Consider the following 22,219-nt stretch of genomic DNA (forward strand, 5'->3'; position numbering starts at 1 on the left):
GCAAGGCTCCGGCTCAGGCTGCGTAATGGGAAAAGTGGTGAGCAAGATGGTGATGGGCACTGTCCATATCTGTGCAGCGGCCACTAAGGCAAAGCAGGCACAATGCTTGATCGACCAAAGGAGAAGGAAGCGGCAATTGTCCGTCCAGTACGGCTTCCATATAGCGACAGGTAGACGAGATACCAGAGTTTTCGGGCAGCGCTGGAATTTGTTGCAAGGGCTGCGTGTCTTTTTCTATCCAGAGAACAGATTCGCCCTGCCGACAAACTTGCAAATCCGGGCGGCGCTTGGGATTGGCAAAACATTCCCCCTCGCTTCCCCGCAAAATGAGTGCCGTATTTTGTTCCTGCTGGAAGTATTCCTGCAGACGCAGCAGATAAGGCGGGTGGGTCACGCCGGCACAATGTACGGCGTGATCCTGGAAGGGGTTAAACAGCTTGACGATAGTGTGTACGCTGGATCGCACACCGAGCTGCTGTCGCAAGGCCAGCATCTTGCCCAGACCTGGATGGAGGGTGTCCACCGGCAGGTAACTGAGACCCTGAAGATGCAGAAGGCTGTTGGCCTGGTGGCTATTTTCCGCGCTGGCCAGTCCAAATTCACGGAGAATGTCGGCACTGTGTACTCGCCCGGATGGATCATGGTCAGTCCATGAGTACTTATTGGCATTATGGTCAACAGGGAACCCATGCATCAGTACCGGTACGCCGCAGCGGGTCAGGGTCATCGCCAGCAGCGGCAAGAGATTGGCCCCACGCAGGGTACCATTGTAACTGGGGAAAATGACCGGCTGGCAGTTGTGCTGGAAAGCGATGGGTTCAATATCTGCTTCCAGAGCATGTACAAAAGCGCGTAATTCTTCGACGCTCTCGCCCTTGATACGGTAGGCCGTCCATAGGGCGCCCATGGCCAGTTCCGGTAAGTCGCCGTGCAGCCAGTCCGTAAACAGGTTTTTGGCTTCTGCGTAGCTCAGGTCCTCCGCATGTTCACTCCCTCGGGCGACGCGGCCGATGATGCTGGTCATATTCAACTTCGCAGTCATGATGCCTCCTGATGGACCATGCGAATCATCGACATGATTTCCGGTTTGCAGGAACCACATTCACCGCCGGCGCCGCAATCCTGGGCGATCTGCTTCAAGGTGATATTGCCAGCCGCAATGCTTTGCCGCAGCTGTTCTTCATTCACCCCCGTGCAGGCGCAAATGCCGCGTGAACGCGACCAGGCCGCCACATCTGGGGGTACTTTGGGTGCCAAGAGGGCATGACGGAAAGCATCGACATTGGTACCACTGAGCAGCAGTTCGCGCAGCCAGTCGCGCGTGCCATCTTCACCAAAAAGACGTGCAGCCAGCAGTTGTTTGCCCTGCATACACAGGCGTTTGCGGACATGGCGACGGGCATCGTCATAATCCAGCACCTCCAGACCGTCCATTCCCAGGGCCCGGTCCCAGGCATGAATATCCCGAATGGCTGGAGCTTCTTCTCCGGCAAGGCGCAAAATGAAGCCTTCCCGTCGGTCCTGGCGTATTCGGCTAAGGCTAGCATAGGGAAAGTGTCTGGCAATACGCTGTGCGGCCTGGAAATGTGCTTCGTCGCTGTTTAGGCGCAGGAGCGTGCCCTGCCAGGGGAAAATTGCCGGTTCTATGCGAACCGCAGTGTGTTTGAACTCGGGCTCCCCGGAAACGGGATCAATGGCGGGCAAAGTGAGCTGGTTGCAAAGAGCAGCAGGCGCAAAGCGCCGACCAAAATGCATGGGGGCAAAAACCAGCCCTGGCTGCAGATTATGTTGAATACGGACCCGGAACACGTTATGACCACGCCGACTGATAACCCGGGCCAGATCCTCGTTTTTGAGTTGCAGCCGTTGCGCATCTTCCGGATGTATTTCCAGAAAAGCCTCCTCGTCACTGGCAAACAGTGCAGCAACCTTACCGGTACGACTCATGGAGTGCCATTGATCGCGCAAACGGCCGGTCGTGAGCCGGAGAGGGTAGCGGGCATCAATTTCTTCGGCAACTCCCTGAAACTCCGGAGCGTGAAAACGGGCGCGACCACTGGGAGTAGGAAAAATACCATCACTATAAAGGCGCTCTTGCCCACTCCTGGCCCCAGTCGGGAAGGGCCATTGCTGCGGCCCCTGGCTATCCAGAAGCGCAAAGTCCAGACCGCTGATGTCCAGATCCCGTCCTTGGGTACAGCGCTGATATTCGCGGAAAATACTGGCAGAGTCTGGAAAATCGAACAGACGCTGTGCCCGGTCATGCCAACTGCTATCCCGATGATCGGGGAGGGGATGCTGGAGTTGATCCAACGCTTCTCCCAGGGCAAAAGCGAAATCCCGATAAATCATCCAGTCGGGGCGCGCTTCTCCAGGAGCGGGTACGGCTGCGTGAAGATGACTGATGCGCCGTTCGGAATTGGTGATCAACGCTTCCCGTTCTCCCCAGCTGGCTGCGGGCAGGAGCAGATCACTATAGTCGGCGGTTTCGGTGCCCAGGTAACTATCTTGCAAAATGACTAGCCGGGCACGGTTCAGGGCCCTCTGAACTTGCTGTTGATCGGACATGGACAATACCGGATTGGTGCAACTGATCCAGATACTCTCAATTTCGCCCCGCTCCATAGCCTGAAACAGGGGGACTGCGGTGTAGCCTGGTTGGGGATGAATGCTGGAAATCTCCCAGAGGGCGGTCATTTCGGAACGGTGCTCGGGATTGGCAACTTCCCGATGACCGGGAAGCAGCGCGGGCATGCCGCCTGTTTCCCGGCCACCCATGGCATTGGGCTGTCCGGTGAGGCTGAAAGGCCCGGCTCCGGGACGACCAATTTGCCCGGTCGCCAGATGCAAATTGATGAGACTGACATTTTTGTCCGTACCATGACTGGATTGATTGAGTCCCTGACACCAAAGAGAGAGGACGCTGGAAGCTTTTCCAAAGGCCTGGGCAGCAGCGCGGAGCTCCGCTTCGGGAATATGGCAGGTTTCGGCGACCCGTTGCGGGGTATAATTCTGAACGCGGGCCTTGAGTTCTTCCCAGCCTTCGGTATGGGTTGTGATATAATCCCGGTCAATGTGATCCTCCCAAATCAGGATATGGAGCATGCCGTGGAACAGTGCGACATCCGTACCTGGTTGCAGGGGTAAAAAAATGTCAGCGATGGATGCCGTGGGGGTGCGACGTGGATCCGCGACGATAATTTTGAGTTCCGGGCGACGCAATTTGGCTGCTTCAATCCGCCGAAACAGAATGGGGTGAGCATAGGCTACATTGGCACCGACGATAAACAGACAATCGGTTTCCTCCAGATCTTCATAAGCACAGGGAACGGAATCCATCCCAAGGCTGAGTTTGTAACCTGTGACAGCGGAAGCCATACACAACCGGGAATTGGTATCAATATGATTGGTGCCAATAAATCCTTTGGCCAGTTTGTTGGCAACATAATAGTCTTCCGTGGGGAGTTGCCCCGAAACATAAAGGGCGACGGCCTGGGGTCCCTGCCGGTGAATGATTTCTGCCCAACTGCTCGCCATTTGTGCGAGCGCGTCCGACCAGGTAAGTGCTGTCCAGTCTCCGCTGAGACGGTCACGCCGAAGCGGCTCACCGGCTCGATCATTACCCTGACAGCTGAGATGCAGGGTGCTGCCCTTACTGCAGAGCTGGCCAAAATTGGCAGGATGATCGGGATCGCCGCGTACGCCGGTAATTTGCTGACCATCATGTTCTATGATGACGCCGCAGCCAGTCCCACAGTAAGGGCAAACAGATTTGCTTTCCAGGCGCTGCAGGGAGGTTGATTGTTGCGCGCGCAATAGGCTCATGGCGCTATTTCCTGCAAGCCCAGCCAAATCTGCTCGCCTTCCATCCGGATGGGAAATCTTTTGACGCAGCCGGAATCCGGTGCCACAGCTTCGCCTTTTTCCAGATCAATTTGCCAGTTGTGCAAGGGGCAAAAAACCAGTTTTCCAGATACGAAGCCTTCGGACAGAGGACCGCCGCGATGGGGACATTGGTTGCTGACCGCGAAAACTTCATCATTTTCATTGCGCAGAATCGCTATCTGACCTTCCGGGGTTTCTACATAACGACCACCCCAAGCGGGAATTTCTTCAAGAGTGCCTAATGCCATCCATTCCATGTTGTTCTCCTCAGGCCGGGATACGGCGCAGGGGTGCCGCGTGAATATCCAGACGACCGGATACGGCCTCTTTCCAGGGATCTTTTTCCTGAGACAGGGCAAAATCCATGCGTTCTGCCAGGGTTTTGCGGGCATGGGTGTCGTCGACTATCGTGGCTTTGATCTGCTCCAGTCCGACCCGTTCTACCCAGGGCGCGGTGCGTTCCAGGTATTGGGCATTCTCTCGATACATCTGCAAAAAAGCCTTGGCCATTTCCAGAACCTCCTCGTGGGTTTTTACCTTGCAGAGCAGATCAGCAGCGCGCACTTTCATGCCGCCATTCCCACCCACATAGATTTCCCAGCCCGAATCCACGCCGATGATCCCCATGTCCTTGATGGTACTTTCGGCGCAATTGCGTGGACAACCAGATGCTGCGAGCTTGACCTTGTGGGGTGCCCACATGCGTTCGAGATTTTTTTCCAGTTCAATGGCAAGGCGGGTACTATCCTGCACTCCAAAACGGCAAAACTCGCTGCCCACACAGGATTTGACGGTACGTAAAGTCTTACCGTAGGCATGGCCAGAAGGCATATCCAGATCGGCCCAGATTTTGGGCAGATCCTCTTTTTTTACCCCAAGCAGATCCAGACGCTGTCCGCCGGTAAATTTCACCATGGGGACGTGATGGCGCTCAGCAACTTCCGCAATACGTTTCAGTTCCGCAGGACTGGTGACTCCCCCGTAAATGCGCGGAATGACAGAATAGGTACCGTCTTTCTGAATATTGGCATGGGCCCGCTCATTGATGAAGCGGGATTGGGGATCGTCCAGACCATCCATGGGCCAGGCTGTCCGCACATAGTAATTGACGGCTGGACGGCAGGTGGCGCAGCCGGCAGGATGGCGCCATTCCAGATAATCAAAGACCTGGCGAACCGAGAGGAGCTTTTCCTTGATGATGGCGTCGCGCAGTTCCTGATGACTGAGTTCTGTACAGCCACACAGAGCCTTTTTCTTCGGGGTGCTGTCATAAAAACCGCCGAGGGTACTGGCTAGTAGCTGTTCCACAAGGCCAGTACATGAACCACAGGAAGCACTGGCCTTGGTGCATGTACGTACATCGTCGAGAGTAAATAAACCCTGTTCACGGATAGCTTTGACAATGCTGCTCTTGGCTACCCCATTACAGCCACAAATTTCGGCGGTGTCCGGCAGGCGTGTCGCCTGGTTTTCTCCGGCATGACCGGCATCCCCCAGATGGGTTTCACCAAAAACAATATTGTCCCGAAAGGCCGATACATCAGTGCCATCTCGCATGAGTTGAAACAGCCAGGGACCGATGCTGGTATCTCCGTAGAGCAAGCTACCAACCACCTTGTTTTCCTGGAGAATGACCTTTTTGTATACGCCCTGACTGCCATCCAGCAAGGTAACTTCTTCGCAATCTTCGCCGCCCATGAAATTCCCTGCGGAAAACAGTTCGATGCCGGTAACCTTGAGCTTGGTGCTGGTGACAGAGCCCTGATAACGCATCCGTCCGTACTCTGCCAAATGATTGGCCGCCACTTTGGCCTGTTCAAAAAGGGGGGCTACCAGTCCATAGGTCTGACCGCGATGCTGGACACATTCTCCCACCGCATAAATGCGTGGATCGTAGGTTTGCAGGGTGTCATTGACCAAAATGCCGGTTTCACACTGTAAGCCTGCAGCCTGGGCCAGTTCGATGCGCGGTTTGATGCCGATGGTCATGACCAGCACATCCGCCTGCATTTCCGAGCCATCGGTAAAACTCAGCCCTGTGACATGTGTCGATCCCAGAATTTCTGCCGTTTCCTTACCCAGTAAAAACTGGACGCCCCTGGCTTCCATGGCTTTTTGCAAAAGAACGCCACCCCGTTGATCCAGTTGTTTGTCCAAAGGCCAAGCCCGACGATGAATGACGGTGACTTCCATTCCCCTTGTCCGCAGACCATGGGCTACCTCCAGCCCCAACAGGCCGCCACCGATGACCACGGCCTGCCCGCCGAGCGCGCTGCTTTTCGTTAGTGCCTCCACATCGGCCATATCCCGATAACTCAGTACGCCCGGCAAATGATTTCCAGGTACGGGAGCCATGGCGGCGGCTGCACCGGTTGCCAGTAGCAAGCGGTCATAGGGCGTGGCTTTGCCGTCGGCGCTGATAACCAGACGTTTGACCCGATCAATGCTGGTCACCGGATTGCCAGTATGCAGCGAAATATGATGCTCGGCGTACCAGTCCAGAGGATTGAGAATGGTCTCTTCCAGGGCCATTTCCCCTGCCAGCACCGGAGTCAGGAGAATCCGGTTGTAGTTGGGATGGGGTTCGGCACCGAACACGCTGATGTCATAAAGATCAGGTGCCATTTTCAAGAGTTCTTCGACCGCACGGATGCCGGCCATGCCATTGCCAACAACGACCAGGCGAGGTTTCTGTGAAACTGTAGTCAGACTGTGCATTGCTGGGCTCCCAAAATAGAAAAAAGGCGTCAGTCAGCTGAATTGCTGACGACGCCTTTGCCGTTTTGCATGGTGACGACTCTCGCGAATCGTTTTGCAATCTGTTAAGCAATAGACATGCCTGGAATTGATCGTAATAAAAACAGTTTGTTAAGTTTTAGAACTTTAATCGGGTTGATAAATATCAGTGCAAGGTATGGTGCAGCTGCACCATATTGGTGCGGCGGATCGGGCTGCCCGACTAGAATTTCGCATCGACAAACACCCAGGCCCCTTCGGTATTGACCCCATAGGTACTCCGCCGATAGTCAGCATATTGCACCCCGGCACTCCAATGTCTGGAGAAGCCATGGGTTACGGATAGATCCAACTCATTTCCGTAATGGGCAGTACCATGATCGGCCTGAAAATCGTAATAGATGGCCATCAGTTGGGTTTTCATGATTTTTCCGGCGACGCTAAAGTAGAGGCTACGCAGCCCCTTTGGGGGAGTGGTAAGGAATACCTCTGCCCAACCATTGAAGGCGTGCTTGGTGGCCAATGGGGTCTGAAAGCCGTAGGTACCCTGAGGATTGGCGCCCATCACCATGTAATTGGCATGGACTGCAACTGATGGCAGGACCAATCCGGTACCCAGGTGATAGTAGGAGGCATGGACGTCGGCACTACCCCTATCATAGGGCAACTGGCGGGCATAGCTCAGATCGTAGGGAAGTTTTAAGCCATGGGCGAGAGGAATGGCGCCTTCGACCCGCAACCCCAGCGTTTGGCTGTTGCACACCTGAGCATTTCCAGACAAAAAACAGGCGGCGGCACCGGGTATGGCACTATGGGCCTGATTGCCATACCAATAGCCAAAAGCCTGTGTGTGAATCAACGAAGAGGGTGACCAGCTGATTTCGCTGAGCATGGTTTGTGATGGCACATTTTCATTCAGTATATTCTTGATGCGCCATATATAGGCGCCGTAAATCGCTAGGTCCTCCAAGGGTTTTCCAGAGATGGATACTGAATCAAAAGTTTGCGGAGTCTGGCGGAAACCCACAGCACCAACAAAACGTTCATCATCCAGATTGATTTCCTGCCGACCTGCACGCAGTTTCCATGCAGGAATACCGGCAAATTGCAGATAGGCCTGATTGATGTTGCTTTCACTCGGATCGGGAATGACAGAATACGCCGTTTTGTCATTGCGTAAGCTATTGTACTGATTGATGATGCCCGCTACGTTGATGAACTGCAAATCAGCACTGAAACCGGCAATGGGTTTGCTGCTGAGGCCCAGTAGCGTCTGTACGGTAAAGGCATTTGCATCTTTTTTCTCGGTTTGTGACATGAATTCATAACGAGGACGAAAATCCAGATGAACCTGACCTTGGGTAATGGCATCGCTCAGAGTGTCTGCGCCGGCCCAACTTCCTGCCAAAGTGATCAGTAGAGCGTTCATAACGGCGAGATGCACAGCAGTTTTTTTTAGAGAAGGCATGATCTGGTCTCCAGAATAAATTTAGCCATGAAATCATGGATAAAGAGCGCAGAACTCCCGATGCGTCAGCAAACGCATCTGGAAAAACCGCAAGTTGTGATGAGGGACTTTAGTGAAAACTCAGTCAGTAACGGCGTTAGCTTCGGATAAAGCTGAGGGCGTTTCCTCCATGGCTACAGCCATCGTTCCATGATGAGACCAGCTTAACCACTGCTGGCGCAGAACGAATACCAGCCCCAGTGCAATGCTCGTCAGCACGGCGAAGAAGGCAAAGCCCAGATGATAAGTGCCGGTTTCCTGCTTGGTGATACCCAGAATAACGGGCAGATAAAAGCCCCCCACTCCACCCGCAGCACCAATAATGCCGGTCATGATGCCCGTTTTTTCAGGCCAGCGCAGGGGAACCAGTTGAAACGTGGCACCATTTCCCAGACCGAAGCAGGCATATAGGATCAGTAAAAAAAAGATGGCCAGATTCAGAGGGGGTGTCCAGGTTGCAAACAGGATATCCATCAGGGCGATACCGCCTAAAAACCAGCGTAGCGCAGCTGCGCCCGAGATCCGGTCAGCAACCATGCCGCCCAGAGGCCGCAACATAGCTCCGGTAAAAGCAAATAATGCCATCAACATACCGGCATCAATTTTAGGCAAAAGGTAAAGAGCAACCAAAAGCAGGCTGACATAAGCAGACATACCGACAAATCCACCGAAGGTGATGGCGTATATGAGGATAATTACCCAGGTATCTCGTTCGCGGAGGGCCAGTCGATAGCGTCGCGGGAGAAAAATCCCCGTCAGCAGTACGCCATATACGGGTAGCATCAGGAGGGCGGATTTACCCTGCAATCCCAGCCATCCCATAGGTGTTGCTACGGCCAGAAGAGACAAGCCCGCTAGAGTAACCACAAAGCCCAACAATGCGGGTCCTGCCCGACCACTTTTGGCGGCGCTATCCTTACCCCAGAAAAACAGGCTCACACCGGCCAGAGCCAGCAAGGGCAGGGCAGCAGCCGTTGCGTGTGCCCAGCCAAAATGCGCGGCCAAAGGCGGAAACAGAAATCCATCCAGAACCGCTCCAATGTTTCCAGCAGCAGCTATGCCCAATACGGTTCCCTGCACTTTAGCGGGATAATTGCTTCCGGCCATGGGCAGGGCAACTGCAAAACTGGCTCCGCCGACGCCCAGTAATACACCAAGCACTATGAGCAACGAGTAGCTGGGTACTCCAGGATGGATCAGCAGGAAGAGAGGCGGAATAGCAGATAGCGCGACACCACCCATCGCCAGCCAGCGGCCATCCATACTTTGGTAAAGATTGCCCATACCCACCCGCAAAATCGCTGCAGAGAGGATGGGTACCGCGACTAAAAAGCCTTGTTCCGCATCGGTCAGATGCAAGGAATGAATCATGTAGGGGGCCAGTGGGCCATACAACAACCAGACGGTAAAACCCGTATCGAAATACAGAAAGCTGGCGACCAAGGCGCGCCAGTTTCCACTACGGAGCATAGTCAAAAGTTCTTTCATGGTGCATCCCTCGAGCGCTGATAAAATTCAAAGAAAAAGGCGCTCCCGGCTCATCTGAGCCAGGAACGCCTTCGTCCCAAAACGCTGTTCATCGGTGAACAGTGCTTAATTGTGTTCAGCATTTTTCATGCCAGAATTTATTGGCTACCATGAATCAGTATGTTAAGGTCTTGGACAGGGTCTTTTTGCAATGGTCCTGCTGGCAATGAATGGGCGAATCTGGTGCATATTCCCTGAAACGGGGCACAATGATGGTGCGCCCCAGCTCAGGGTGTGACGGTGCTCCCATCAAAAATCAGGTTGGGGCCCATGGTAATAGGATGCCCTTCCTCACTCTGGACCTGCCAGGATTTGGCGTGGTTTCCCCAGTCGATAAAATCCGTTTTTGGAACAGGAATCTGCAGCACTTTTGCTGCTTGCCGATAGATATCGCAACGATATACCTGTGGAATCAATGTCTCGCTATCCACACCTTGAGGCCATTGACCAGCCGTCTGCATTTGTCGAGCCAGCCACATCGCATGGGAATGCCAGGGAAAATTGGCCGAGTAACGCGCAAATACATGAAAATCCTCCTGCTGAGTCAGGCCTGGTACGTTACCACTTAATGCCATGGCCACAACTTCCCGAGGAACCCCAATGGCTGCGGCAACCCAGGGTACCGCTTCTAAACGGTGTTGAGGGTTATCCAGCCAATGACTGGCGGTCAGGATGGCTCGAATCATTGCCAGATATAAGTCGGGCTCGCGCTGTGACCAGTCATTCCGTACGGCTAATACCTTTTCCATCAGGTTATTCCAGAGTGCGTAACTGCTGACAATCGGAATACCCACGTTTTCTGCAGCTGCCAGACTTCCCCAAGGCTCCCCCACGCAATAACCATCTATTTCTCCAGCGCGCAACGCGGCGACCATATAGCGAGGCGGAACCACGGTGATTTGAATATCCTGGTCCGGATCGATACCAGCTGCACGTAGCCAGTGCCGCAGTTGATAATGATGGTTGGACACCGGAGAAACGACGGCAACACGCAATTTTTTCGCAGGCTCTGTCTGAATAATGCGGCGCAACGCCCGGGCAGCGGCGAGGACATGCTCCTCTCCCGTATATCCCGTATCGCGGAGCCGTTGGTGCAAAGCATGACTGACGGTAATGGCATTTCCATTCAGGGAGAGCGTCAGCGCCGTACTCACCGGTATTCTGGGGGAAGCAATTCCCAGCGTTGCCGCCATAGGCAATGGCGCCAGAGCGTGGGCAGCAACCAGATCTCCAAAGAGCAGATGGTCACGTAAACTGGCCCAGGAAGGCTCCTGTTGCAAACTCACTGCGAGTCCTTCAGCCGCAAAAAAACCCAACTCACGAGCCACAATCAAGGGTGCGCTATCCGTCAGTGCGACAAAACCTATGTTGAGATTCTCACCGCTCATTTTTCCTCCCAGTACCCGACGTTATTACAAAAAAACCTCGCGCCCCATAGTGGGTGCGCGAGGACTTCATTGTCCAGACTGCAGGGTTATGAAGCAATTCTTGGGCCAGCCTTGTTGAGGTCGGAAGTGCCTGATCGGTGATTCTTGCACTTGCGGTGCCGCCAAGTGATGACTATCCTGCATTTTTTCCGATGAGAACACATTTTGATGGAAGCAATCGCAGACAATGCATCATCACTCCTGCGTGAAACTTCGCTTTTTTCGGCCTGGCCCGAAGCGTTGCTGAATACCTTACTGACACAAAGCAAAAAGGTCACTTTGGGCTCGGGCGATATTCTCTTTGTCGAAAAGGCGACCGCAAACGCGTTTTATCTGGTCCTTTCTGGTCGTATCCACCTGATTGCCGCCGCCGCCACCGGACAGGAAAAAATCGTCGAAATCATTCAGATAAACGATCTGTTTGCCGAAGCAGTTGCTTTTCTAGGCGGGTGTTATCCGGTCACTGCTGCAGCAGATGGGCCGACGACAGTTCTGGAAATTCCGCTCGCATTGTTTCTAGAAATTCTGGAGCAAAAGCCCCAGTTGATGCGGCAGATGCTGGCGCGGCTCAGTATGCGCCTGCATTTTTTGGTCAAGGAGCTGCGTCATCTGAGTGTGGAGTCGGCAGAGCAGCGCTTGGCCAGCTATCTGCTGGAGTTGTGTCCGGTAGTCAATAACCCCGCGGTCATTGAACTCCCCGCCAAGAAAGCGGCGGTCGCGGCGCGTTTGGGCTTGACGCCGGAGACGCTGTCGCGGGTGTTGTCCCGAATGCGTAAGGCAGGACTCATAGAAGTGGAACAACGGACGATCAGCATTCCCGATCCTCTTGCCTTACGGCGCTGGGCCGGCGGGCACTGAGACGATGGCATTCGTGTCCTTTCACTGCCCAAGCCGCATCGGGGGCGATTTCACCAAAGACTGTAAAAAATCGCGGAGCACCAACGCGCCGTTGTGTTCCTGGTCGTGGGCTGCATACAGCAGAATCAGGGGCGAACCAGCGGCCTGAGTCAGGAGCGCGCGGGCAGTCTCCTGTTGTTCCGCCAGTTCCGCCAGATAACGTTTGCGGAACTCATCCCAGCGTACCGGATCATGGGCGAACCACTGACGCAGGGCGGTGCTGGGAGTGAGATCTTTGGGCCAGGCGTCCAGCGGGAGGTCGGCCTTGCGCAAGCCACGGGGCCAGAGGCGTTCCGCCAGGACGTGATAGCCTGCGGGGAGGGGATGCGCGTAAACGCGCCAGGTGGTGATGGCAATGCGCTGAGCGTGGTCCGGAGTCATTTTATGTCCCTGCCCGTTCATTCGGGCTGCCTTCCTTCTGCTTTCACCAGTCTCCTATTCGCCCGCGCAATTCCTGGAGATGCACCACGGCCTTTTGCGCGATCAAGCTGCGGGCTGTCTTTACCTGGTCCCAGACGTTCCAGAGGAGTATGCCGTGGATCTGGTCGTCCCGCAGATAATACACTACGGCCTTGTCTCTGCCCGGCGAAATATCCGTATAGCAGTCCATGTCACTGCGGCATTCCCCGACGGCCTCGAAGCCGAATTCATAGATATCGCTGTAGAACATGGATTGATGCTGAAAATGCACCTCTTTTCCGGCCATGCCAGAACCTGCGGCACGCCCGGTGGCTTCGGCATTATCCCAATGCTCCAGACGCAGAGGTGTGCCCCATACCGGATCGGGATAGGTGGCGAGGTCACCGGAAACCCATATCCGAGGGTCGCTGCTGCGCATCCCGTCGTCCACGCGGGCCCCGCCGGGCGCCATCACCAGACCGGCGGCCTCCGCCAGGGCGGTCAGGGATAGCATACCGATGCCATAGGCGATCCAGTCGCAGGGAATTTCCGCGCCGTCCGCGAAGCGGGCTATGAGCTTGTCGGATTCGCTACGCAAGTCCTTGAAATGATGCTCTACATGGAGATGGACGCCAGCCTCGCGATAGCGGGTGCTGACCTGCTCCACCAAAGGGGGTGGCAGGACGTGCGCCAACGGGCCTTTCCCGGACACGCAGTACTGTACCGCAAGTCCGGGCTGCGAAGAGAGCGCCACGGCCAGCTCCGCGCCGAGAAAACCACCGCCAATCACCAACACGGTTCCGCCCTCGTTCGCCCGAGCGCGCAAGCGCCGGTAATCCGCCAGTGAGCGTAAGGAAAACACCCTGTTTTCCAGGCCTGGCGGGGTGGGCAGCGGGCGGGGCTGCCCACCGGTGGCGAGCAGCAGTTTCTCATAGAAGAAGGTTTTCCCCGCCTTGGTTCCCACTACGCATCTCTCCGCATCGAGATCAATGACCGGATCTCCCAAAGCCAATGTGACACCCATGGTTTCCCAATCAGCCGGGCGCTTCAGGGGAATATCTTCCTCTTTGTCTTTACCTAGCCACAAACCCTTGGAGAGAGGGGGGCGCTGATAGGGCGGGTCGCTTTCTGCGCCCAGCATCAGCAGACTGCCCTGGGGGTCTTGCTTGCGGATGGCACTCGCCGCACTGGCGGCTGCGGCCCCCGCACCGACTATCAGGTAGTTATAACGTTTCATGCGACTCCCCTTGAGGTGGCTCAGAAGGATGCGTTACATGATTATAGCCGGTATGCTAAAAAGTTTTCTGTTTAGGGTCATCATCCATTAGGCGCAAAAGCATCGAAGTGAATATGGTCATGCCGCACGTCATGGGAGAGCAGCAGGTCGATGGCGGCTTCTATCATGCCGGGGCTACCGCACAGATACACTTCATGACCCTTCCAGTGGCCGCTGGCGGCAACCGTGGGCAGGAGGCGGTGGGCGCCGGTCCAAGAGGCATCCTGCATGTCGGAAAGCGTCAATGTGATGGTGATGTGCGGATACTGTTGTGACCATCTGGCCAGTTCTTCCAGATGATAAAAGTCGGCCTGTTTCCTGGCGCCGTAAAAAAGATGGATAGGCCGGGTCCGTCCCAAGGCGATACTTTCCTGAATCATCGCCTCGATGGGGGCCAGACCGGTTCCGGCGGCAATACAGAGCATATCACGGTCATTGTCCGGGCTTAGTGCGAATTCGCCCTGTGCAGCGCCCAGGATTAATGCATCGCCCCTTTGTGCGGTGTGAAAAAGCCACTGGCTGAATACGCCGCCGGGTAATTCACGGATATGAAAAACCAGTTCTCCGGTGGCACCCGGCGGCGTCGCCATGGAATAGGAACGCCACTGGTTCGGACGCCCCGGTATCGCGATGCGAGCGTATTGCCCGGTCCGGTAGGGATAAGGCCGTTCCGGCCGCAGCCGTAACTCCAGCACATTCCAGGCCAGTGGTGTGAGTTGGGTAATCTCGGTCGTCCAGGTGTCTTTCGGAACCACCTCGGCGCGCAAACGCAAGTCACTACGTGGATACAGTTTACAAAGAATGGCCATGCCGGCAGCACGTTCCGTGGGTAAGAGCAGCAGTGGCATAAAAGGCCCCTGTTCGCTGGCACCGGACATAATGGTGCCCTTGCAATCCCCGCAGGAACCACTGGCACAGCCATGTTTGATGGAAATTCCGTGTTGTTTCGCCGCTTCGACAATATTTTGGCGCTCATCCGCCATAAAACGAATGCCGGATGGCTCCAGACAGATTTCATATTCCATAATGGGCATACCCCAAAATAATGGCGTACCTGAACAACCGGTACGCCAATGGCAAGGTGCCAATCAGACGGCGGGAGGTACGTCGTCAATGGTCACCGGGACGAAGCGAGAAGGGGCCATGGCCTCGTAGGCTGCCTCGATGCAAACGGTGGAGGCCAGGTTATAAGCCTCGATCCAGGATTCCGCCATTTCCTGCGTCCAGGCCGCACCCAGGAAATGCTTCAGGGTGTTGAGCAGGCTTTTTCCGACGATGGGGTAATGTTCCGGACGGGTATCGTATTTGATGTGCCCGATACCGAGTTCTTTCAAATAAGGAACCAGCACTTCCATGGTGTCTATATTGGTGGCGATAAGAATGACGGAATTGAAGAGGCGCACCCGCTGCTCAGACATGTCCCCTGGAAACATTTTCCGCACTTCAGGGAAATGGGTGAACATATAGTTATAAAAATGCTCAGCAACCTGAACGCCTAAGTCCTTAACAGCGGCGCCGCTGGATTGGATGAGTTGGATATTGATAGCCATCTGTTGTTGCTCCTTCCGGTTGAACCATGGGTTTTAACTTCAGTAAAACGCCCTACGTTTTGCAGTTTATCGGGTTGCCGGTGGGCATTCCTTGATTTCGGTCAAGTTTGGCTGGGTCATGCCGCTCTACGCGTTATCGCGGATAATGGCGGCGGCTCGTTGCCGGGCATGTCGCAACTCTCCATGGTATATATGGGTTTGGTATCCTCGTATCGGTGTGGTAGTGAGAGCTTTGAGCACAGAATGCTTTTGTGAGCGCGTCCAGTGAATCTCTGCAACCATGGAGAGTCCGGGCCGCAGGGGATGCTGGGCGAGTTCTGCGGCGGGTAATGCGATACGTACCGGCACCCGTTCGACGATATGGATGTAATTTCCGGTGGCATTCTCCGGCGGCAGGATGCTGAAGGCACTGCCGGCACCCGGCAACAGTCCCAGAACTTTGCCATGATAATGAACATCGCCGCCATAGTAATAACTGGTCAACTGAACGTTTTGTCCGGGGCGGACATGCCGCATGGCGGTTTCTTTCACGTTGGCTACGACCCACAAATCATTGAGGGGCACCACGGAAAACAGGTGCTGATCGGGGTGCACCATCAGTCCGGGGTAGGCGGTGCGCTCCGCGACATAACCTGATACCGGTGCGCGGACAACTCGGCGTTGCCATTGAATATCGGCCTGTTCAAACTGTGCCGCGGCCTGGCGCACGAGGGGGTTCGTTTGCAGGGTGGTGCCCGCTATGATGGCTTGCGTGCCTTTTAGCGCCGCTTGGGCCGCCGCTACCTGTGCTGTCGCAGCAGCAATTTCGTTTTGTGTGTCTTCCAGGCGGATGGCGGAAACAGCGCCACTCGGCAGGGACTGCTTATAGCGGATAAAATCGGCGTTCAATTTGCGGAGTTCGGCGTTTTTGGCACTGACGGTCTGTTGCAGCGCGGTGACCTTGGCGAAATCCCTGCGTACCTGCCTGACCGTCGCCGCCAGATGTGCCGCGGCTTGCTGTAGTGCGATCCGCGAGCGATGGGCCTGAAGGGTAGCCATTACCTGTCCGGCGTGGACGAATTCGGTATTTTCTACGAGTACCCTGCTGATGGTGCCGGCCGTCTGGCTATCCACCGGCGTAATATTGCCGGAGACGTAGGCATCGTTGGTTTCTATCCAGTACTGCCCCCGCAAAAACCACCACGCGGCCCAGATCAATCCGGCAAGCACGAAAATAAGGGTAACGAGCACCAGCATCCGGGTGCGTTTTTCCGGCTGGATGGGAGCACTCGAATGTTCGGCCTTCTGCATGCTCATGCGGGATTCTTCCGCGGGGTATATCCGCCACCTAGCGCTGAATGCAGCAATACCCAGGATTGCGCATTTTGCATCTTTAAGGCCAGCAGTTGATTGTTTATTTCTGTTTCCTGAATCTGTGCGCTATAGACTTCCGCTTTGTCCGTAATTCCGGAATGAAAGGCAGATTCAGCCAGCGCCGTGGTATGCTCGGCGGCGAAAATCATCTGCCGTTGTGCGCGAAGTTTTTGGCGTATCTGTCGCCAGGTGGCCAGCCGACCGGCAATCTCGCGCACCGCGCCGAGGATGGTGGCGCGATAATGGTCTTCCGTGGCTAGATATAATGCATTTTTCTCTTTCAGTTGGGCGCGTAATCTCCCCCCTTCGAAAATCGGCAGAGATATGACCGGGCCAAGGGCATGTGCAAGATTGCCGGGGCTGAACAGATCTCCCAGATGAATACTATTCCATCCCGCAAACAGGGCGATATTCACGTCGGGATAAAAGGCCGCGCGTGCCGCGCCCACCTGTTGCGCCGCGACTTCTGTTTCCCAGCGCGCAGCGACTATATCCGGACGGTGAGCAATGAGGCGTAGGGGCAAATTCCGCGGCATGGTGATCGTGGATAGCGTGGGCAACGGCTCTACCGGAATATCCCGCCCCCAATCGGGTCCGTGTCCGACCAGTGCCGCCAATATGTAGCGCTGCTGAGCAATGGCTGCCTGCATGTCGGCTACCGACTGGCGTGCCCCTGCGCGCGCCTCTTCCTGAAGATAAACAGCGCGGGCATCGCTCAGGCCGTCGTGCCAGCGCTGTTGTTCCAGGCGGAGTAAGGAGGTGTGCAGAACTTCCGCGCGATCCAATTGCCGGAGGCGTTGTACATCACCTGCCAGCAAAAGGTAGTGCCACGCCAACTGGGTGGAAAGCAATATTTTTGCCTCGGCGTAATCCGCCTGGTGTACGCGTACTTCCCCCAGGGCGGCGCGTACGCGGTCGCTGTCCCGTCCCCACAAATCCAGGTGATAGCGCATTTCCAGAGGATTGAGAGCACCATAGGTGATGGTTTTGCCGTTCAACGGGGCGTGCAAGCCTTGCCGGGAAAAGTGCTCCTGAGTCACCGATGCACCCGCGGAAAAATGCGGGAGAAGGGCGGCATGCTGGTCTGCCGCAGCCGCTTTGGCTTGCAGAATGCGCGCACTGGCGACCTGCAGCGAAGGATTGTTGCGCAACGCTTCGCTAATCAACGTATTCAGCGCTGGTAGCTGTGCCGAAGTCCACCAGTTTGACACGGGCCAGGTACCCGTAAGCACACCATTATGGCCGTCAACGTATGCCAGGGTTCCGCTGAGTTGCGTATCCTGCGCCATTTTGCCGCCGGGGAGATGCGGCGGTAGGCGTGCGCAGGCGCCGAGCAACAACAACGGTAGGATAAGGGCGATGCGGCGTTTCATCAGGGTTCCACCAGTTCTTCCAGCGCCTGGCGCACCCGGACATCCGGTTCGGCGAAAACCACCCGTTTAGCCAACAATAACAGACTGGCCACGATCAGAAACCCCCATGCGGCGATGTAAAATATTTCATTGAAAGCGAGCATTGCAGCATGGTGGTTTATGTAGTCAGATGTCCTCGCACTTTTCACGGAGGCGTTGAACATGGATGTTATCGTGCCGCTATTTTCAGTGAGAAAATGCGCGTGAAGAATCGTCCTTCTGTCAAATAGAGTGGCTATTATCGGAATGCCCATGGCCTGTCCAGACACCCGCAGCAGATTTAAGAAGGCGGTGCCACGCATTTCGGCGGCTCCACGCAATCCGGAAAGCGCGATGGCGATCAATGGCGGGAATAGACCGCCCAGAAACATGCCCACAAGTATCTGCGGCCAGATCAGTTCATCAAATGAAGCCGTCCGATTGTAGGAGGAAACCCAGAAACTGCCTGCCGAAAATCCCAGCAGGGAAATCATCCCGAGTATGCGCGCATCAATGTGATTCAAAAAACGCTGGGTGAGCGTGGCACTAAGTTTTGAGAAAATAGCCATGGGCAATAATAAAAGGCCGACCATCCATGCGGAATAGCCCATGGTCAACTGAAACCCAACAATATAGAGAGCCATTGTGCCCTGAAAAAAGAGAGCAGTAAAAAATAGGCCGATTGCGCCGATCAGAAAATTACGGCGCCGCAGAAAGCGCAGTTCCAGCAAGGGGTGGATGCTGTGCCATTCCCAGAGCGCGAAGAAAACAAGCGCGGCAGCACCGATAATCGTCAGAAAAATGATGGTATTGGAACGCCACCAACTGATGATTTCTCCGGAATTGAGTGCAGACTCCAGCGCTGCCAAGGCAATCAGCAGGAAAATCAGCCCCGGCCAGTCTAATGGCGGATGGCGATGTTCCGCTTCACGCCCGACCAGAAGAATCGCGCTGATCAAGGCCACCGCGACGGCAATGGGCATGTTGAGGTAAAACAGCCAACGCCAACCCAGGGTGTCGGTGATCCAGCCCCCGATGGTCGGCCCCAAGGTGAACGGTGTAATGGCCGCAACACCCCAAAGAGTGAGGCCGATATTGCGCCGCTGCGGCGTGTAGTGACGCAGGATGACACCAAGTGAGATGGGAATGGTCAATCCGCCCGCATAACCCTGGACGATGCGCGCGGCCAAAAACCAGTGGTAATTGCTGGTCTGGGCGCATACGGCGGAAGCCAGGGCAAAGGCGAGGAAGGCGGCGACCAGGCTACGCATCTCCCCCCAGCGGTTCAGAAACCACGTCGCGGTGGGAAAAGCCAGTGCCATGGCCAGGAAAAAATTCGCCTGGGTCCAGTCTGCATAAGCGGGATTGACGCCCAGACTTCCGGCAACACGGGGGATCATGGGCAGATAGGCCCCGGTGTTGAAGAGTACGAGGAAGTGACCGAGCCCGATCACCAGGTTGAGGAGTACCACCATGGACGCGCTGAGCGTTGGTATCGGGGCGGCAACACGGAGGGAGGATGTCACGGGCGCGGCGTTTGCTATTTATCGGAAGACGCGGCGATAATGCGGCCCGTGTATATATAGGTCAAATTGGAAATTTATAACTAATATATAGGTGATGGCGATATATGGATACCGAGCTTTTGCTGACTTTTCTAACCGTGGCACGGTCCGGGGGCATCAGTGCGGCGGCCAGGATGCTGCACCGCAGTCAACCGGCGGTGACGGAGCGTTTGCAGAAACTCACCCAGCAAGTGGGAGAACCACTCACCATGCGCAGCGGCCGGGGTATTCGCCTCACGCCGGCCGGGGAGGCGCTGCTCTCCACCGCACAGCGGATGCGCGATGTGGTCGACGAATTTGACGACATCGTGTTGCGCCGGCAGCGCCTGCAAAACGGCGTGCTGCGCATCGCCGCGACCAATACGGTGGCCAATTATTTTCTGCCGCAACGTCTGGTGGCCTTTCGGCGCCAGTTCCCCGATGTGGAGCTCCAACTGCGTGGTGGCATCATCGACTGGTCGGACATCTCGTTGTCCGACTGGGATTTGTTCTTTCTGGAAGGCGGGCTGGACCTGGAAGGATTGCCTTCCTACTATACGGTAACGCCATGGTTACGCGATGAAATCATGACGATTTTCCCAGAGGGACACCCGCTGCTGGCGCAAGACGAGCTCACCCTGGAAAGCCTCATGTCCTACCCCATGATCTGGCGGGAACGCGCCTCGGGCATTCGCCGCTCCGTGGAGCAGGTGTTTCATAACGCGCACTTGACGCCCAAACCATCCATCGAAGTGACCGGTGTCGAGGCGGTGGGTGCCGCCGTGGATGCAGGACTGGGTATCGGATTTGTGACTGCCGCAGCCTTGCGCTTCCGAAAAGACTGGCGCGTCCATGTGCGCCGCTTACCGTCGCCTAACGGCATTCAATGGACCCTGTATATGGCCAGACCGCAGCCGATTTATCAGTCCCATACCATCCGGGCATTTCTGCAATTTCTGGATGCGGACGCGGTGCATGCTTCAGACACCGCAGCCGCATCGCCGCGTTAAGCGTCTTGCACTTCTGCCGACGCCATTACGGGGATCATGGACTCCGCCGCGTCGATCACCCCACGCTCGGCTTCCAATACATCCCCCTTGGCACGTTCCCGCTCCACCAGGCTGATGATCCGGGCCACCTGCGCGGGTTTTACCGCAAGGTACTCGGCTATCGCCTTGATGTCTTCCTTCAGTTGCGCCTGTATGGAGTTGATGCCCTCCCGGCGGTTGATGATGTCTTCTATGGCCTCGCGGGCCTTGTGATCCAGTTCCAAAGTAACTCCCTGATTTGCCATGTGTGGTCGGCTCTAAAGCCATTTTTGCCCGGCGCAGTTTATCACGGCCGCACGGTAAAAGGCTCCGTGGCGGGTTGGTCTTGTGCGGTGCTCTGGAAAGTGGCCGTATGCGTATGCTGAGTCCGCTGAAGAACCACAGACTCCATAGAGGACGTCGAACCGGGCTGATAATCTTTGTCCTGATGTCCCAGCCAGAGGCCAATCAGCGCGCCAAAGACCAGAATACTCGCCGTCTTGGGCCGGAACTGCGATGCGGAATGATGGGGTGCCATGTGATGCCTCCTTCGGTGGTAACTGTATAAAAGTACAGTACACGCTGAAGGGGCTCATGGCAAGTGCGATGGTGGTGGGTGTTACCGTTGGACAGCGGTTATCGGGGGAGTGGGAAAACCCTGTCCCAGCAATAAAGACTCCACCTCCGCAGCCCCCATCTCCCAGGGATGCCGTTTGCGGTGAAACAGCACGAACCGTTTGACCCAATAGGCATAAGCCTGCTCGGTACGCAGGCTGTAATGACGCAGTCGCAGCGCTTCCCGTACTTACTCCAGCAGCCGTGGTTGGCGAGTAGGGGTATTTGTGGTGCCCGTTGTAGCCATGTATGTTCCCTCATGTTAGTCTGCACTTATCAATGTTACACAGCACTATGGTGCAGCCCAATTTACGTTAGGCTCTTCAGGAGAAGATACTTTGATTACCTGCTATCTTCGCTATACTGTTGACCCCTTTAAACTCAAAGAATTTGAGGTTTACGGAAAAATGTGGATTCTACTTGTGGAGAAATTTGGCGGCAAACATCATGGTTACTTTATGCCTCACGAAGGCACAAACAATGTCGCGATTGCCTTGTTTTCGTTCCCTTCGCTTGCGGCCTACGAGATATACCGCACTAAAGCTGCCAGTGACCCAGAATGCCAAGCGGCTATGGGTTACTACGAAGAAACAAAGTGTTTTTTTAGTTATGAGCGTTCTTTTATGCGCCCAGTATTCGAATAGACATGTTTAGCCTAACATTACGCTCAAGTTGGCCTGAGCAGCTCACTTCGGTTGCTCCTTGTGTGTCACTGCTATCGGAGCGATGACAACGTCATTCGCATCATTTCCGCTCGCAAAGCCACGGCCAAGGAATCCAAGTTCTATCCGTAGAGGTGTCATATGCGCAATGAGTACGACTTCTCCGCTGCCAAGAAGAACCCTTACGCAGCACAGCTCAAGAAGCAAATCACGATTCGGCTCGACGAAGAGTCCATCATGTACTTCAAGGCAATCTCTGAAGACGTTGGAATTCCGTACCAGAGCCTCATCAACCTGTATTTGCGAGACTGCGCAGCTTCTCATCGAAAGCTCAATCTCAACTGGAAGTGAGTACCTCTGTTTTCCCGAGGGCTAACCCTTCCATCGAAGGGGCGTCCACAAGCGGGCTTCGCCCACTTGCG

At 55.4% G+C, this 22,219-nt stretch carries 21 protein-coding genes and 1 pseudogene; 5 read left to right on the forward strand and 17 right to left on the reverse strand.

All coding sequences use genetic code 11. The annotated features are described in order from the left end of the window. Nucleotides 1–13 precede the first annotated feature (13 nt). The 7 genes from ybiB to F6A13_RS05105 all read right to left on the reverse strand — a co-directional run bounded on the left by ybiB (nucleotide 14) and on the right by F6A13_RS05105 (nucleotide 11,043). On the reverse strand, nucleotides 14–1,042 hold the full coding sequence (gene ybiB / locus F6A13_RS05075) for a DNA-binding protein YbiB (protein WP_172959368.1): 1,029 nt from the start codon (nucleotides 1,040–1,042) through the stop codon (nucleotides 14–16). Continuing rightward, nucleotides 1,039–3,825, reverse strand: a complete 2,787-nt coding sequence (locus F6A13_RS05080; protein WP_126605163.1) for a nitrate reductase — start codon at nucleotides 3,823–3,825, stop codon at nucleotides 1,039–1,041. Before F6A13_RS05080 ends, ybiB begins: the two co-directional genes overlap by 4 nt. Further along, nucleotides 3,822–4,142: a nitrite reductase small subunit NirD gene (nirD, locus tag F6A13_RS05085; protein WP_113526764.1), complete on the reverse strand. Its 321-nt coding sequence runs from the start codon at nucleotides 4,140–4,142 to the stop codon at nucleotides 3,822–3,824. Before nirD ends, F6A13_RS05080 begins: the two co-directional genes overlap by 4 nt. A gap of 10 nt (nucleotides 4,143–4,152) precedes the next feature. Then, nucleotides 4,153–6,603, reverse strand: coding sequence for a nitrite reductase large subunit NirB (gene nirB / locus F6A13_RS05090; RefSeq protein WP_113526763.1), 2,451 nt, complete (start codon nucleotides 6,601–6,603; stop codon nucleotides 4,153–4,155). Between the two features lie 241 nt (nucleotides 6,604–6,844). After that, nucleotides 6,845–8,089: an alginate export family protein gene (locus F6A13_RS05095; RefSeq protein WP_225981968.1), complete on the reverse strand. Its 1,245-nt coding sequence runs from the start codon at nucleotides 8,087–8,089 to the stop codon at nucleotides 6,845–6,847. A 120-nt stretch (nucleotides 8,090–8,209) separates the two neighbouring features. Next, a complete protein-coding gene (locus tag F6A13_RS05100) occupies nucleotides 8,210–9,616 on the reverse strand; it encodes an MFS transporter (RefSeq protein WP_126605164.1) in 1,407 nt (468 codons plus the stop codon). A gap of 266 nt (nucleotides 9,617–9,882) precedes the next feature. Next, nucleotides 9,883–11,043 carry a CmpA/NrtA family ABC transporter substrate-binding protein gene (locus F6A13_RS05105; RefSeq protein ID WP_113526761.1) on the reverse strand — a complete coding sequence of 387 codons (1,161 nt, stop codon included), beginning with the start codon at nucleotides 11,041–11,043 and terminating at the stop codon, nucleotides 9,883–9,885. 207 nt (nucleotides 11,044–11,250) lie between these two features. Here F6A13_RS05105 and F6A13_RS05110 point away from each other — a divergent pair, with 207 nt between their 5' ends. Then, complete coding sequence (locus F6A13_RS05110) at nucleotides 11,251–11,940, forward strand: Crp/Fnr family transcriptional regulator (protein WP_113526760.1); 690 nt, start codon at nucleotides 11,251–11,253, stop codon at nucleotides 11,938–11,940. 21 nt (nucleotides 11,941–11,961) lie between these two features. Here F6A13_RS05110 and F6A13_RS05115 read toward each other — a convergent pair whose 3' ends face one another. The 7 genes from F6A13_RS05115 to F6A13_RS05145 form a co-directional block, all read right to left on the reverse strand. Further along, on the reverse strand, nucleotides 11,962–12,360 hold the full coding sequence (locus F6A13_RS05115) for a DUF488 domain-containing protein (protein ID WP_225981969.1): 399 nt from the start codon (nucleotides 12,358–12,360) through the stop codon (nucleotides 11,962–11,964). A 43-nt stretch (nucleotides 12,361–12,403) separates the two neighbouring features. After that, complete coding sequence (locus F6A13_RS05120) at nucleotides 12,404–13,615, reverse strand: NAD(P)/FAD-dependent oxidoreductase (RefSeq protein WP_126605165.1); 1,212 nt, start codon at nucleotides 13,613–13,615, stop codon at nucleotides 12,404–12,406. Between the two features lie 80 nt (nucleotides 13,616–13,695). After that, nucleotides 13,696–14,679, reverse strand: a complete 984-nt coding sequence (locus F6A13_RS05125; RefSeq protein ID WP_113526797.1) for a 2Fe-2S iron-sulfur cluster-binding protein — start codon at nucleotides 14,677–14,679, stop codon at nucleotides 13,696–13,698. 63 nt (nucleotides 14,680–14,742) lie between these two features. Then, nucleotides 14,743–15,204 (reverse strand): globin domain-containing protein, encoded by a 462-nt coding sequence (locus tag F6A13_RS05130; protein ID WP_009564313.1) that lies wholly within the window; start codon nucleotides 15,202–15,204, stop codon nucleotides 14,743–14,745. Nucleotides 15,205–15,330: 126 nt separating this feature from the next. Further along, on the reverse strand, nucleotides 15,331–16,500 hold the full coding sequence (locus F6A13_RS05135) for an efflux RND transporter periplasmic adaptor subunit (RefSeq protein WP_126605166.1): 1,170 nt from the start codon (nucleotides 16,498–16,500) through the stop codon (nucleotides 15,331–15,333). Next, the gene (locus tag F6A13_RS05140; protein ID WP_126605167.1) at nucleotides 16,497–17,930 is read right to left on the reverse strand and encodes an efflux transporter outer membrane subunit; all 1,434 of its coding nucleotides are present in this window, start codon (nucleotides 17,928–17,930) and stop codon (nucleotides 16,497–16,499) included. Before F6A13_RS05140 ends, F6A13_RS05135 begins: the two co-directional genes overlap by 4 nt. After that, nucleotides 17,930–19,474, reverse strand: coding sequence for a DHA2 family efflux MFS transporter permease subunit (locus tag F6A13_RS05145; RefSeq protein ID WP_225981970.1), 1,545 nt, complete (start codon nucleotides 19,472–19,474; stop codon nucleotides 17,930–17,932). The genes F6A13_RS05140 and F6A13_RS05145 overlap by 1 nt, the downstream gene beginning before the upstream one ends. A 104-nt stretch (nucleotides 19,475–19,578) precedes the next feature. Here F6A13_RS05145 and F6A13_RS05150 point away from each other — a divergent pair, with 104 nt between their 5' ends. After that, on the forward strand, nucleotides 19,579–20,502 hold the full coding sequence (locus F6A13_RS05150; protein ID WP_126605168.1) for a LysR family transcriptional regulator: 924 nt from the start codon (nucleotides 19,579–19,581) through the stop codon (nucleotides 20,500–20,502). On the opposite strand, the gene F6A13_RS05155 is transcribed toward F6A13_RS05150, so the two are convergent. From F6A13_RS05155 to F6A13_RS05165, 3 genes are all read right to left on the reverse strand, one after another. Next, complete coding sequence (locus F6A13_RS05155; protein ID WP_113526753.1) at nucleotides 20,499–20,765, reverse strand: hypothetical protein; 267 nt, start codon at nucleotides 20,763–20,765, stop codon at nucleotides 20,499–20,501. The two genes, F6A13_RS05150 and F6A13_RS05155, sit on opposite strands and share 4 nt — an antisense overlap. 62 nt (nucleotides 20,766–20,827) lie before the next feature. Next, nucleotides 20,828–21,058: a hypothetical protein gene (locus tag F6A13_RS05160; protein ID WP_126605169.1), complete on the reverse strand. Its 231-nt coding sequence runs from the start codon at nucleotides 21,056–21,058 to the stop codon at nucleotides 20,828–20,830. An 81-nt stretch (nucleotides 21,059–21,139) separates the two neighbouring features. After that, on the reverse strand, nucleotides 21,140–21,313 hold the full coding sequence (locus F6A13_RS05165) for a phage integrase N-terminal SAM-like domain-containing protein (protein ID WP_225982011.1): 174 nt from the start codon (nucleotides 21,311–21,313) through the stop codon (nucleotides 21,140–21,142). Between the two features lie 160 nt (nucleotides 21,314–21,473). Here F6A13_RS05165 and F6A13_RS05170 point away from each other — a divergent pair, with 160 nt between their 5' ends. From F6A13_RS05170 to F6A13_RS05180, 3 genes and pseudogenes are all read left to right on the forward strand, one after another. Further along, nucleotides 21,474–21,779: an NIPSNAP family protein gene (locus F6A13_RS05170; protein WP_113526751.1), complete on the forward strand. Its 306-nt coding sequence runs from the start codon at nucleotides 21,474–21,476 to the stop codon at nucleotides 21,777–21,779. A 30-nt stretch (nucleotides 21,780–21,809) separates the two neighbouring features. Beyond that, a pseudogene (locus F6A13_RS15965) lies at nucleotides 21,810–21,929 on the forward strand (BrnT family toxin); the annotation flags it as partial. Between the two features lie 9 nt (nucleotides 21,930–21,938). After that, on the forward strand, nucleotides 21,939–22,148 hold the full coding sequence (locus tag F6A13_RS05180; protein ID WP_113526749.1) for a BrnA antitoxin family protein: 210 nt from the start codon (nucleotides 21,939–21,941) through the stop codon (nucleotides 22,146–22,148). Nucleotides 22,149–22,219 lie beyond the last annotated feature (71 nt).

It is taken from the genome of Acidithiobacillus sp. 'AMD consortium' (genome assembly GCF_008926505.1).
Taxonomy (GTDB): domain Bacteria; phylum Pseudomonadota; class Gammaproteobacteria; order Acidithiobacillales; family Acidithiobacillaceae; genus Acidithiobacillus; species Acidithiobacillus ferridurans.